15 protein-coding genes are annotated in these 12,257 nt (G+C 42.5%); 1 reads left to right on the top strand and 14 read right to left on the bottom strand.

Going from position 1 to position 12,257, the window contains the following annotated elements:
• Positions 1-56: 56 nt before the first annotated feature.
• The 10 genes from AC4E8D_RS08005 to AC4E8D_RS07960 form a co-directional block, all read right to left on the bottom strand.
• Positions 57-1,028 carry an aldo/keto reductase gene (locus AC4E8D_RS08005; RefSeq protein WP_490206062.1) on the bottom strand — a complete coding sequence of 324 codons (972 nt, stop codon included), beginning with the start codon at positions 1,026-1,028 and terminating at the stop codon, positions 57-59.
• A gap of 25 nt (positions 1,029-1,053) precedes the next feature.
• Positions 1,054-1,470, bottom strand: coding sequence for a MerR family transcriptional regulator (locus tag AC4E8D_RS08000; RefSeq protein WP_490206061.1), 417 nt, complete (start codon positions 1,468-1,470; stop codon positions 1,054-1,056).
• A 255-nt stretch (positions 1,471-1,725) separates the two neighbouring features.
• Positions 1,726-2,289, bottom strand: a complete 564-nt coding sequence (locus AC4E8D_RS07995; protein ID WP_490206060.1) for a MepB family protein — start codon at positions 2,287-2,289, stop codon at positions 1,726-1,728.
• Between the two features lie 71 nt (positions 2,290-2,360).
• Positions 2,361-3,224: a phosphotransferase gene (locus tag AC4E8D_RS07990; RefSeq protein WP_490206059.1), complete on the bottom strand. Its 864-nt coding sequence runs from the start codon at positions 3,222-3,224 to the stop codon at positions 2,361-2,363.
• A gap of 88 nt (positions 3,225-3,312) precedes the next feature.
• On the bottom strand, positions 3,313-3,786 hold the full coding sequence (locus AC4E8D_RS07985) for an NUDIX domain-containing protein (RefSeq protein WP_490206058.1): 474 nt from the start codon (positions 3,784-3,786) through the stop codon (positions 3,313-3,315).
• Positions 3,787-3,809: 23 nt separating this feature from the next.
• Positions 3,810-4,025 carry a hypothetical protein gene (locus AC4E8D_RS07980; RefSeq protein WP_490206057.1) on the bottom strand — a complete coding sequence of 72 codons (216 nt, stop codon included), beginning with the start codon at positions 4,023-4,025 and terminating at the stop codon, positions 3,810-3,812.
• A gap of 342 nt (positions 4,026-4,367) precedes the next feature.
• The gene (locus tag AC4E8D_RS07975; RefSeq protein ID WP_490206056.1) at positions 4,368-5,231 is read right to left on the bottom strand and encodes a DUF4085 family protein; all 864 of its coding nucleotides are present in this window, start codon (positions 5,229-5,231) and stop codon (positions 4,368-4,370) included.
• Between the two features lie 121 nt (positions 5,232-5,352).
• The gene (locus AC4E8D_RS07970; protein ID WP_490206055.1) at positions 5,353-5,742 is read right to left on the bottom strand and encodes a hypothetical protein; all 390 of its coding nucleotides are present in this window, start codon (positions 5,740-5,742) and stop codon (positions 5,353-5,355) included.
• Positions 5,743-5,811: 69 nt separating this feature from the next.
• The gene (locus tag AC4E8D_RS07965; RefSeq protein WP_490206054.1) at positions 5,812-6,279 is read right to left on the bottom strand and encodes an NUDIX hydrolase; all 468 of its coding nucleotides are present in this window, start codon (positions 6,277-6,279) and stop codon (positions 5,812-5,814) included.
• A gap of 36 nt (positions 6,280-6,315) precedes the next feature.
• Positions 6,316-6,702, bottom strand: coding sequence for a winged helix-turn-helix transcriptional regulator (locus AC4E8D_RS07960; RefSeq protein WP_076209362.1), 387 nt, complete (start codon positions 6,700-6,702; stop codon positions 6,316-6,318).
• Positions 6,703-6,947: 245 nt separating this feature from the next.
• Here AC4E8D_RS07960 and AC4E8D_RS07955 point away from each other — a divergent pair, with 245 nt between their 5' ends.
• A complete protein-coding gene (locus AC4E8D_RS07955; RefSeq protein WP_490206480.1) occupies positions 6,948-7,535 on the top strand; it encodes an NAD(P)H oxidoreductase in 588 nt (195 codons plus the stop codon).
• 129 nt (positions 7,536-7,664) lie between these two features.
• On the opposite strand, the gene AC4E8D_RS07950 is transcribed toward AC4E8D_RS07955, so the two are convergent.
• The 4 genes from AC4E8D_RS07950 to AC4E8D_RS07935 all read right to left on the bottom strand — a co-directional run bounded on the left by AC4E8D_RS07950 (position 7,665) and on the right by AC4E8D_RS07935 (position 12,238).
• Positions 7,665-8,306 (bottom strand): FusB/FusC family EF-G-binding protein, encoded by a 642-nt coding sequence (locus AC4E8D_RS07950; protein ID WP_490206053.1) that lies wholly within the window; start codon positions 8,304-8,306, stop codon positions 7,665-7,667.
• Between the two features lie 301 nt (positions 8,307-8,607).
• Positions 8,608-9,732 carry a hypothetical protein gene (locus AC4E8D_RS07945; RefSeq protein ID WP_490206052.1) on the bottom strand — a complete coding sequence of 375 codons (1,125 nt, stop codon included), beginning with the start codon at positions 9,730-9,732 and terminating at the stop codon, positions 8,608-8,610.
• Between the two features lie 654 nt (positions 9,733-10,386).
• Positions 10,387-11,259: a carbohydrate ABC transporter permease gene (locus AC4E8D_RS07940; RefSeq protein WP_490206051.1), complete on the bottom strand. Its 873-nt coding sequence runs from the start codon at positions 11,257-11,259 to the stop codon at positions 10,387-10,389.
• Between the two features lie 16 nt (positions 11,260-11,275).
• Positions 11,276-12,238 carry an ABC transporter permease gene (locus AC4E8D_RS07935; RefSeq protein ID WP_372238352.1) on the bottom strand — a complete coding sequence of 321 codons (963 nt, stop codon included), beginning with the start codon at positions 12,236-12,238 and terminating at the stop codon, positions 11,276-11,278.
• Positions 12,239-12,257: the final 19 nt, after the last annotated feature.

Below are 12,257 nucleotides of genomic sequence, written 5' to 3'. Positions count from 1 at the left end.
TTCTCTAAATTATACAGGATATGGCACTAAATCATACTTCCTTTTTCGCCTCATTTTTACCCGTTAAGCTGAGTCATCATTTCTTTCATATAACGTGTTCCATGGACCTTGTTTTGGGGACTTACCTTTTCAATGCGAGCTAAGTCATCTGGTGTAAGTTCAATCGTTGCAGCGTTCGCGTTTTCCTCCAAATATTTGATTCGTTTCGTTCCCGGAATCGGCAATGCGTTATTAGCCATTGTCCAAGCTAAAGCCAATTGTGCAGGCGTGCAACTCTTCTCCATTGCGATCTCTTTGATTTTATCCACAACTTCTATATTTTTGGCAAAATTTTCTCCTTGGAACCTCGGCATATATCTGCGCAGATCATTAACATCCAAATCTTCGAATTTCCGTATCTCACCTGTGATAAACCCTCTGCTTAATGGACTGTATGCAATATGGGTAATATTCAGTTCTCTCGCAGTTGGTAGAATCTCGTCCTCAATATCCCGGCTCCATAGAGAATATTCGCTCTGCAACGCAGAGATTGGATGAACGGCGTGTGCACGGCGTAAAGTGGAAGCCGATGCTTCCGACAAGCCAAGGCAGCGGACTTTCCCCTCTTTAACCAAGTCAGCCATCGCGCCAACCGTTTCCTCAATCGGAATCTGAGGATCTACCCTGTGTTGGTAATACAGATCAATATAGTCGGTGTCCAGCCTGTGAAGACTTGCTTCTACAGCCTTTTTCACGTAATCCGGATGACCATTCAACGCCTCATAGTTTGGGGTATACGCGAATTTGGTAGCAATAATGGCCTGATCACGACGTCCTTTCAGCGCTTTCCCCAGTAGTTCTTCATTATGACCATTCCCATACACATCAGCTGTATCCAGCAGTGTAACGCCAATCTCCAGCGCGTGATGGATGGTCTTTATTGACTCCTCATCATTGGTTTCGCCGTACATCCCCGGAGACATGCCCATAATTCCCAGTCCAATTGAAGATACGACGATATCGCTATTTCCCAGCACTCTTTGCTTCATATCTCCATCTCTCCATCCGTTAATATTAGTTTTTGCCGATGCTTTCCATTTGATCTAGCAACTTGCTCTCTGAAGGAAGCTTTCCTTTTTCTATGCCTTCATAGATCGTCAATTTGTTATTCACCGCTGCAAGTGCTTCGGCAATTTCAAGTTGGCGGCGATGTAATTCTTCTTTATATTCGTGAAGGATCGCTTTCCGTTGTGGAATCGTTGAATCCCCGTCCAGTGCCAGACTAACCATATGTTTCAGTGTAGATACCTTCATACCCGTTGCCCGGAAACAGGACATCAGTCTCATCCAATCCAGATGTTCTTCCTCGAACATCCGATTTCCATGTTGATCCCGTTGAATGTAAGGAAGCAGACCCTCCTTCTCGTAGTAACGAATTTTATGTGCAGGACAACCCAGCCGCTCGGAAGCTTCTTTTATCGAAAAAGCCATAATGCTGACTCCTCCTTTATGTTCATTTTTGGATGCATTTGGCCGGTTCTTTTACATCCTAAGGCTTAATGTTCACATTAAGGCAAGCACAAATTTCAAAAAAATTAAATGAACTGACGTTCACTATTTTTAACGAATGGAGGACATCGCACACGCTTCAGTACTGGGAAGTAACGATTAAAGGAGATATGCCGAAAAGGGTGAAAGCTGGAATTCAGAGGAGAAGAGTTTGGAGATGCTGGGCTACTGTTTCGCTTACTTCAATCGTTGGGTGCGATAAAGTACCCGGGCTTGATCACAGTTCAATGGTTCGGTAAAAGGTACTTCCAGAAAGTATTCCAGCTGCCACTGCTGCGATTTTTGAGCCTGTTTACTTGTTGGCTTGTCCCAAGGCGGATATACGCGTATGGCGCGCTTGCCACCTTTGCCTTGATCCGATACGATATCTCGCTGTAACAATAGATGCTTTGGAAACACAAACTGACCAAAGTTGCTGCCTGTGCGCGTACTAATGACATACATATCTGCTGGATCTGATACATCATATGGCTGTGTCGATCCATCCCCACTCCGCTGCCATAGGGTAACAAATTGTCCAATCTTGGTTGGTGTGGTTTTGGCGACGCGGAATCGAATGGAGAGAGAATTTATGGTGAACACATATGCCCCATATTCAGCATTTTGTGCTTCTTCATGTGGTTGTGAGCAACCAAAGCCACACTTGTCATAGATAAGTTCTTTACTGGAAAGTAAGTCGCCATGAAGCATCTCGGAGGTCGTCCAAGAATTCGGACGATTCAAAAACCTTTTGTTATCCAACTTGTGATATCTCTCCTGTCTTGTATAGTCTGAACTAAGGCATTTGCGATAGTTGTAAAAAGTTTGTTAGCTCAAAGTTCCTGGCATATTCGCTTCCATTCCTGCCATGCCTTTAAGTATTCAGGCAGATCATCCGGATGATGTTTGTTACTCAGCCCAATTCGGCAATATAGATGGACCAGAGCTTCCTCTATCAATCTGGATTTATCCATATCTACTTGCTCTAAAAGTTCGAACGTAGCAAATAATGTTTCGGTGTTGATATCATCCGGAGAGGAGCAAAAAGCATACAAGAAATCATAGAGGATAGGTCCAACCATTGGAGATGGGTCAATGACGCCGATAAGTTCATTTTGATCATACACAAAATTATGAACCCCCGTATCGCCATGTAATAGAAACTTTTCTTCTTCATCATGAAAGAGACGATCCACTTTGGATTGAACCAGATTATAATCATCTGTTGTTAAAATACTTCCGATATTCATTTTTGCCTCATGAATACTAATCTGATTGAATTCTTTCCATGTCCTCAGTGGGAACTCTATTCTGCCCCATGATTTCGTATCTGAAGAAAGCACATATGTATTGAACAGCTCGTTCACCAGACGAGTTAACCAGTCTCTTTTCTGTCCACGGTTGAAATGGGTCGTGCCTTCCATATACGTATAGATAAAATAAGTGTTATCCAGATCAGTGAACAAAACTTCAGGCAGTAACGAAGAATTCTTATACGTATCCAAAAACTGCTGGGCAATATGAATCTGTTCGGGTTCATCTGATTTCAGAATATAGTTCCTGTTCAGATCCGTACTCAACCGATAAACACGTCCAGCTGTGGTACCTGACAAACTTTGAATTTCAGATATCTCTTCGTTGATATAATGCCTCTTGAATAAGTCATTGATCTCATTAATCGTTGGATTAATTAACATAACATATGGTTCCCCTCATATAACTAGGATCTTGATTCATTTGTTGAAGATAAGGTGAGTTTAAATTCCAGTTGCACAGTGGGTTGGATTATTTTTCAAAATGGGCACGTTCTTCTTGGTTGGAGCTAAAAATATAATCTGGGTACTGGTTTGCCATGGCTGGGAGCTGATCCTCGGGGAAAAACTGCAGATCCTTCATCTCTTCATTATCGGGCGTGAGTTGACCAGTTTTGACACTGCATTCAAATACGATAGTCAAATATTCAACCTGATGACCATTACTGTATGTAAACTGTCTTGCTTCACCCCCATATACTCCAATAATCTTCTCGGGTTCAACAACTAGACCTGTCTCTTCCAGTGCCTCTCTTACCATCGTTTGCGCCGGTGTCTCACCAAGCTCGATTGCTCCAGCAATCAGCCCCCAGGTTGATTCGTTATGTTTACGACCGAACAGGATCTCCCCTTGTTCATTTCGGATAATCCCAGCTACACCCGGCATAAAAATAAGCTCGTTGCCGATCTTTTCCCTGAGGTTTTTGTAATAGTCTGACATGCCCATACAGATGTCCTCCGTTTTGCTTTTTATACTTTCTCATCAATAATATGCTTGCTACCATCTTGCTGATTATGGTGTTGCAATTTTTTAATTTCAGTTTTCAAATAGTGCACTTCTTTAACTAGGACATCCAGCTTTTGCGATGTTTTGGATGAATCTATCGCATAACGTACAATTGCAGCAAAGATAAGAACGACAATTAAACATATAAGTGATATGACTAAAGCCCAGATAAATTCCATATTGTTGTTCAACTCCTTGCTGTCAAAATAATAAGTCGTAAAACTCTTCTGAAAACCAAAACCATACAATCCCCAGGATCACCATAATGGTGCCTAGTACTTTTAATATTATTTCGATATGTTTAGGGATATCACTATTAGGTGGGTTATCTTCAAACTCGCTATTCGGTTTAATTTTCCGATATCTCATCAGGACAAAAATATTTTGTATAGAAAATCAGGAAAGAAGTAACATGTAATGCCCACGACAAATACGGGAGTAGATAAATAACCAAATGTACTAGTGGTCCATTCCATCTCTATTCCCTCCATACTCATCCTCTTGGTCTCTCTTGGTCTCTCTCATTCTTCCTCTACGAGAATATCAGCACAGCGAACAATCAGCTCAGGCATATTCTCTCCATCAAATAGAACATGAAGTTCATATCCGTTATCTATCCGATACAGCTCTTGATACAGCCAGTAACTGCCTACAATCTCACCCTCTTGCTTGATGATTTCGGGTGCAACCAGCATGAGTTTATTTATATTGGTGAAGCCCCCACGGGTGTCAAAACGAATGACCACTTCCTCTACCGTCAGTAATTCCGTTACCGTACAATCATGAAATTGAACCCGACTACGGATTTCATCGGGAATATCCTGCGCTAAAATGGCTTCCCTGTATTCATTCGATACACGCTCCATCTCTCTCCTATTTTCTGCACTCTGTTTCTTTAACTGTAGCATTACTTCTCTCGTGCAATAACCCAACGTAAATACACGGATATCCGCAATTTTCTCATAGATTTCTTTAGGTAAACGCTCTTTCTGGTTTTTGCAATCCCATTCCAGATTGCTTTTAAACTCTTGCTTGTAGCTCAACTCATCAAAAGGAGGCCTCACATCATAATCTGCGATTAATTTTTCGATCCGCTCTCTTTCTTCAGCAGGCATCTGGTATATTATTTTATCGTCTTCCAATATTTCATTTCCACTAAAAAACTTTTCAGCAGGCACAAAAACATGGCCATTTTGCTCCAGCAAAAAACGAGGATCTGTATTATACATCTCACGCTGAAACTCTACATACTCTTTTTCTTTTCTTTTATAACGTCGCAGGAAAAGTGCTTCGTCCAATTCGTAAGTTCCTCTATGTACCCTCATCCCAAAATGAAGCCCTGTCCGCTGACACAGCTCATACCATTCTTTCGTTCGATATCTCATATGCATCTCTCCTGTTGATTTATAGAATCTACTTTGCTATTAAAGCATAGACCTTTTTAATTTGTGACGAGAATTAAGCTGCACTTCCTCAACGATTCCTTATATTCACAAACGCACTGCTCTACCCCAATGTTTGAAAAAATTTGTGTTTGATCTCTTTGTCGTTTCGCGCCGCCCATTCATGCACAGCTTCTACGCCTGCAGACTCCTGACCTCGTTGAAAATAAAAACATAGATCCATCGGCACTAACCGTTTACCATAGAGTTTGATGCCAATCCGTCTGTAATTCATATAAATACACTCAATCTGAGATGCATTATATCTCTGATGTTTCATAGAAATCACATGATCGCTTTCCAGCGTAATACTGGGTCTAGTGAAAAACAAACGCCAGAGCAGAAAAACGATATAACCGAGAATAAAGGTCAATATAACGATCAGGAAGTACTTCATAATACCATTTTCATCATAAATAATATTTCTGAAAAACATAGCTTCAATGACCAACATACATAGTAGGCTCAACCATGCTCTTGGATAAATCGTCTTGTATGTGATGAGTTCCACCTCCTAATTATTCTAACCATTAATCCGAAGCCACTCGGAAGGGACTTTTCTGACAAAATGCTTTTCAACAAAATCCAAAATATCATCAATTCCGGGCAAAGCCGCATTTTCTTTAGCTTCGTCAAACGTCATCCATTGGTACTCGATATGTTCATGATTTAACCGGACAACCTGGCTTTCATCCACATATCCTACGAATACGGGAGCGGTATAGATATAATCCTCCATGGGTGAGTAATATTGTTCGAATTGATTGGCAGAATACAACCGGACTTCCGTAATACCTGTTTCCTCATGAACTTCTCTGAGTGCAGCTTCCCATGCCTTCTCGCCCTTTTCTATCCCGCCGCCAACATAACACCACTCGTTATGCAACATACGACCAGCCCGCTTTAGCATCAGTACACGGTATTGATCGAGGCTTTTCTTCAATAGAACTACAGCCACGCCTTCACAACGAATGGGAACTGCCTGTTTCATGTGCTCTGCACCATCCACCTTCTCGTGCCCCTCTCTTCAACTTTCCTGAGAATCGAAATCCTCCAATACTTTAAACCTGTCCCCGTGGATTTTGTCCAGATGCTCTTCTCCCCAATAACATAAATGGTCCAGGGCAGGCTTGAGTCCCCATCCGTAGTCCGTCAACTCATATTCCACTTTGGGAGGCACCTCCGAATATACCTTGCGCTGTACGATCTCATCCTTTTCAAGTCCTCTGAGCTGCGTTGTCAGCATCTTCTGCGTAATGTCCGGTATTAACCGCCGAAGCTCCGACGTGCGTTTACGTCCGGTCATTAAATGATAAATAATCAAAGGCTTCCACTTCCCACCCATTACTTCCAAGGCCGCTTCCACGCCTACTTTATATTTTTTTGGAGCACTCGTTTCTCCATGTTCTGTCATTTTTGAACCCCTCCATAAATAGGCTATATCAAGGTGAAGCATCATCTTTTTTCTGCTATTTTTTCCATTATTCAAGTCTATTTCAAGGCATTCATTTAGGGTACTTTGATGTTCCTATGGCACTTCATTCTTCCTATAGAACATCAAAGTGCGTACTTCCAGATGTTTTCATACCTGTTTATAATAGCATCAGCCATTGATTTATGGCTACAAGACTGCAATCCAGAAAGGTAGTGAAAGATAAGATGAACGTACTCATTGTAGTATCCCACCCAAGAAAAGACTCCTTGACCTTTCAGGTAGCTCAACGTTTTGCACAGGGTCTTACCGATGCCGGTCACGGTTATGAGATATTGGATTTGCATGGGATTGGTTTCGACCCGATTCTCCGAGAGATGGATGAACCAGACTATACCCAAGAAAATCAGGTGTTCTCGCCTGAGGTTGAAACCGAGATGAAGCGATTGAAGAAACACGATGCTGTGGCTTTTGTGTTTCCTCTCTGGTGGTGGCATCTGCCAGCCATGTTGAAAGGTTATGTGGATCGTGTCATGAACAACGGATTTGCCTACGGCGCGAACAAGCTCCCTCATCAGCAGATATTGTGGATCGCTCTTTCGGGTGTGACGGAAGAACAGATGCAGAAGCGCAACTATGGTCAATCGATCGCCAACCTGCTCAATGTGGGGATTGCCGATTACTGTGGGGTGTCCCAATCGAGGGTTGAGTTTATATATGAAACGTTGGAATCCAAGCCTGAGCATTATGAGGCCCTGCTGAACCATGCACATCACCTGGGACTGAATTATGCCAACGATATTCCGACTCCATAATCGTATGAGAAAAAAGGTATGACCCGAATATGAATTCTGAAGTTTTGTGGTACGTTCAATGGCGAATCACTACGCTTGAACACGGCAAAAAGGTCGCTCCGAAGAGCGACCCTGCCTGTGTGTCTTGCATTATTTTACTGTCGAGAGAAGAAACTTCTCCAGCATAGTGATATCGGTAATGCTATGGTTGCAAGCTGTGTTATCCATGCATACGTACTGGGCAATGGAAGAAAAGTTGTCCGGCGAGTGAGCCTTGGTCTTCACGTTGAAGAATCCCAGCTCCTGATGACGATGACAGAACATGCAGTACCCTTTTTTGTTCGTAGGTGTAATCCGTCCCTCAATACCGAGGAATCTGCCTTCATACGGGTACACGATGAACAAGCGACTCGTCGCGATGTCGGTCCATCTCAGATAGGTTGTATGTGCGTAATCGATGGATTCGAGATCCGGCACTTTGAGTTTCTTGGCCTTCGGAAAGAGCTTTTGGATCTGCTTTGCCGATATCTGCGGATATGGAATCAGATATGATTCAATCCGGTTCAGATAGGTCTGGAGTTCATGTGCCGTCTCATACGTCGATAACTGCTCCAGCAGTTGCTTCTGTTCCGAAGTCAACTCATCGAAGATGCCCACCGCATTCGTGCCAACCGTATAACGGACGGTTTCCAATACTTTTCGATCCACAACCGAGCGTAGCGTTTTGAGCAGGAAATCAGCTTGTTTTTGAATATAATTGAATTGATGATTCTGAATAAATGGTGTTTGCATGGCGTTCAGCCCCTTATTTTTATTAGAAGAACAAATAAGGTGCAAAGCCTGCGGGATGAAACGTTATGTTAATGTTGATTTCAGGGCAACAATCTCATTTTTGTCGCGCCCTACACAAAGTCCGCCCCTATTCAGGCTTTGCGTAAGGCTTTCTAGCGAACGAGCAATCCGGCATTATCCATATTGCCACGTCATAACCCCAAATACGATAGATATATCGAAATTATAGCAGGGCAGCATAGTGTAGGCAACGGCTTTGGAAGAGATAGCAAAGCTTTGAAATCCATCTTTACGAGTTATTTTAAACCGTTGGAGCCAAGCGATCAGACTGCAAGCTCAGTAACTTCGCTGGAGGGATGCTTTCTTGCAAATCTCCACTCATAACATCCATCGCTTCCCATTCGACGAATACAACAAAGTTCTCTGTGAGTATTGGATAATCGGACCAATTCGTCTTTTCATTAAGGGCATACGCGACTTCCTTCCACAAGCTCACGCCTTCCTCCCACCAATCTCCGTTGCTACGCCAATATATAATAAGAGTTCTAAGTTTCTGAATTAAATGTTGATCCGTAAGTTCTTGTTGATCGTTCATCGGATGATCTCCTGAATTCCAGAGCGTGTAATAATATTCTTCCTCATCATTATCATTTTCTTCTATTTGCTCTTCTCTTACTTCTTGCAAGCCAGGATGGAAAATAGGTGAATATACCGTATGCACTTCATCATGCAAGTAGATTGACATAAAACAATATTCTTTGCCTGACTGATTCTCACAGAGATCGCTAACGATTTCTTTTAAAGCTTGAATGAGTTCCTCTTTTACCTTTTCTCTGAGTACTAAAACTTCCTCAGATGGCATCCTTACGTAGATTACACCTCTGGTCCCATCTAACACTCGCAGGAGATTACCTTGCTCATCATATTCGAAATAGGTTCGAAGAAGGTGATCAAAACAAGCATTATTTTCGTATTGAGGTTGGTATATTTGAACCAGATTATTCCCCTCGTAGATGTAGTCTTCAACCTCTAATTTATCAAATCTCGGAAAATACTCCACTGACTGATGGATCAATTCATCTTGCAACAAGTACTCTTTGATGGAATCCAAAATCCCATCCACATATGTTCTAGTGGTCATTTTATTTTCTTCATAAGTAATGTAAGCATACCCATCAATTAAATCATCACAAGCCGAGACTCTAATTCTGTCATCCTTATCAAACTCATAATATGTATCCGTCTCTTCATCTGAGATATCACCAGAGATTTCACCTTGGCGGGCATACCAATACAGAGAGATGTCATAACGCTTGCTAGTGGTATATTCTCTTCTATGTATCGATGCTTCAGCCTCTTCCTTATAAAACGTATAATTCTCATTTGCCTCTTGACTAAGCTTTACATAATATTCTTTGTCGATCATGATTTTTGCTCCTCCGTGTTAAAATTCATGTCCCTTATAAGTAGCCTGTACTCTTTTTCTTGTCCATCATTCTTTCAAAAGAAAAAGAGAGAATTTCTTCTCTCTTTCCATTTTAGTAACTTAAGACAACTTAGTAAGACAACCAACCATACGTTCGATAATCATGAGGTACTGGACGATAAAATTCTTCAAGAAGCATGTTCTGTTTGAATTGTTTTCGAAAGCTTCTTTGGGTGAGTCCTCGAATGTCCTTAACCTCATTATTATAGTAATGCTTGGTTTTTCTGTGATTTCGATACTCATTTAATTTCTTGATTCTGGGGTCGAAATCTCTTTTAATTCTCTTCCATGTATCCAAGTGCTTGTCTAGCTGTTGCAATTCCCATGCTTGCATTTCATCGTTATCATTGAACAATAAGATCCCCGGCACGCACTTTAGATTTACCTAGAATCAGGTATGAGTAGTAACGTACCTAGAGGTCTACAACATATGGAGGTATCAAAACGATTAACCTCACTTTCTTTATGAATTGGTACTATCTTACAACAAATTAATAGGATTGAAAATATTTACACCAAAAAGAAGCCACCTCCCTGGCCTTCCCCAGTTCAGTGACTCCTTTTTCACAACCCTATTCTAACCCCTACATTCAACTACTCCTTAACAGCCCCAACCACGATCCCGGTTACGAAATACCGTTGCAGGAACGGATACACAAGCAGGATTGGCAGCGCGCTGATAAAGATCTGCGAAGCCCGAATGGTCCGTTGGGACAGGTTCTTCACCGCTTCTGGATCAAGCTTCGACATGTCGGCCTGCACGATGATCGTCTGCATGAAAGTCGCAAGTGGCAGCTTTTCCGCATCACGGATGTAGATAATCCCATCAAAGTATGCGTTCCAATGCCCAACCATCATGAAGAGTGAAACCGTTGCAATAACAGGTACGGAGACAGGCAGATAGATTTTGATAAACGTCTGGAAATGTCCTGCGCCATCGATAAATGCAGCTTCCTCCAGATCCTTTGGAACGGTACGGAAGAAATTCAGCAACAGAATGATGTTGAACACCGCAACCAATCCTGGCAAGATCAAAGCCAGCAATGTGTTCATCAGTCCCAGCTTCAGAATCAGGATATACCCCGGAATGAGGCCACCGCTGAACAACATCGTGATGACAAAATACCACAGATAGATGTTACGTGCACGGAACACCCGCGTCTCCTTGGAGAGCGCATAGGCTGCAATCGTATTAACGATTAACGCAAGTCCTGTACCCAGTACCGTCCGCTCCACGGATACCCATAAGGAGGAGAGGAAGTTGGTATTGGCAAATGTTTTCGCATACGCCTCCAGTGTAAATCCAATTGGCCAGAACGTTACGAGACCAGCATTTGCAGGTGCAGATGCGCTAAGTGATACCATGAGCAAGTGATACAAAGGCAGCAAGCAGAGCAGTGAAAGGATGGTCAATAACACATTGTTGAATATGCTGAATATGCGGTAAGGCATCGTTTTATGGTACATTCGTTTGTCATCCTTTCTAGAAAATTCGATATCCGGCGAATCGGTAAGCCAGTCGGTACGAGATCACAATCAGGATCAGGCTGATGACCGATTTGAACAGATTCACAGCGGTAGCGAAACTGAACTGCCCACTAAGCAGACCTTCTCTATACACAAACGTATCGATAATATCTCCTTGTTGGTAAATCAACGGACTATATAAGTTAAAGATCTGGTCAAAGTTGGCGTTAAGCACATTACCCAGTGCCAAAGTTGCGATTACGATCCCAATGGGAATCAGTGCCGGGATGGTAATATACATCGTTTGCTTCCAGCGTCCTGCCCCATCTACTTCAGCTGCTTCATAAAGTGCAGGGTTAATACCAGACAGTGCCGCGAGGAAGATGATTGTGTTGAATCCAAACTCTTTCCAGACATCACTCGCAATAATCGTGAAGCGGAACCAGCTGCCATCCCCCAGGAAGAAGATCGGCTTGATGCCGAATACGGATACCAGGAACTGATTGACAATACCCGTCTGGGCCAGAATGTCGATCAGAATGCCTGATAGCGTAACCCAGGACAGAAAGTGAGGAAGATACACGAGCGTTTGAATCGTTCTTTTCAGCGCCATCTTCCGTACCTCATTAAGTAATAAGGCGAAGACAAACGGAATGATCAGATTCATGACAATCTTGGAACAGGCAAAGAACAACGTGTTCCACGTAATTTGCAGGAAATAATCATTTTCCCACATGTACCTGAAGTGTTTCAGTCCTACCCATTCGGAATTGAAAAATCCCAGTGCAGGTTTATAATCTTGAAATGCCATCAAAATCCCGGACATCGGAATGTATGAAAATATAAAGACCATAATGGCCGCCGGCAACACCATAAAGTGCAGAATCCATGGCTGTTTGTAGCGTTTTTTTCTCTTTTTATCCAGCTTGTTCCCAACGTTTGCCTGCGGGATCCGCTTACCCTCCAATTTAGCCTCCATAGCGCTTCTCCTGTTCCCA

This window comes from Paenibacillus sp. SRL342 (genome assembly GCF_984798905.1).
The sequence above is the reverse complement of the archived record's forward strand: the minus strand, read 5'-3'. Positions and strand labels throughout refer to the sequence as shown.

What these genes read in the sequence shown, in the direction of transcription:
- AC4E8D_RS08005 (WP_490206062.1), bottom strand. Translation starts at nt 1,028, where the DNA reads ATGAAGCAAAGAGTGCTGGGAAATAGCGATATCGTCGTATCTTCAATT.
- AC4E8D_RS08000 (WP_490206061.1), bottom strand. Translation starts at nt 1,470, where the DNA reads ATGGCTTTTTCGATAAAAGAAGCTTCCGAGCGGCTGGGTTGTCCTGCA.
- AC4E8D_RS07990 (WP_490206059.1), bottom strand. Translation starts at nt 3,224, where the DNA reads ATGTTAATTAATCCAACGATTAATGAGATCAATGACTTATTCAAGAGG.
- AC4E8D_RS07985 (WP_490206058.1), bottom strand. Translation starts at nt 3,786, where the DNA reads ATGGGCATGTCAGACTATTACAAAAACCTCAGGGAAAAGATCGGCAAC.
- AC4E8D_RS07980 (WP_490206057.1), bottom strand. Translation starts at nt 4,025, where the DNA reads ATGGAATTTATCTGGGCTTTAGTCATATCACTTATATGTTTAATTGTC.
- AC4E8D_RS07975 (WP_490206056.1), bottom strand. Translation starts at nt 5,231, where the DNA reads ATGAGATATCGAACGAAAGAATGGTATGAGCTGTGTCAGCGGACAGGG.
- AC4E8D_RS07970 (WP_490206055.1), bottom strand. Translation starts at nt 5,742, where the DNA reads ATGTTGGTCATTGAAGCTATGTTTTTCAGAAATATTATTTATGATGAA.
- AC4E8D_RS07965 (WP_490206054.1), bottom strand. Translation starts at nt 6,279, where the DNA reads ATGAAACAGGCAGTTCCCATTCGTTGTGAAGGCGTGGCTGTAGTTCTA.
- AC4E8D_RS07960 (WP_076209362.1), bottom strand. Translation starts at nt 6,702, where the DNA reads ATGACAGAACATGGAGAAACGAGTGCTCCAAAAAAATATAAAGTAGGC.
- AC4E8D_RS07955 (WP_490206480.1), top strand. Translation starts at nt 6,948, where the DNA reads ATGAACGTACTCATTGTAGTATCCCACCCAAGAAAAGACTCCTTGACC.
- AC4E8D_RS07950 (WP_490206053.1), bottom strand. Translation starts at nt 8,306, where the DNA reads ATGCAAACACCATTTATTCAGAATCATCAATTCAATTATATTCAAAAA.
- AC4E8D_RS07945 (WP_490206052.1), bottom strand. Translation starts at nt 9,732, where the DNA reads ATGATCGACAAAGAATATTATGTAAAGCTTAGTCAAGAGGCAAATGAG.
- AC4E8D_RS07940 (WP_490206051.1), bottom strand. Translation starts at nt 11,259, where the DNA reads ATGTACCATAAAACGATGCCTTACCGCATATTCAGCATATTCAACAAT.
- AC4E8D_RS07935 (WP_372238352.1), bottom strand. Translation starts at nt 12,238, where the DNA reads ATGGAGGCTAAATTGGAGGGTAAGCGGATCCCGCAGGCAAACGTTGGG.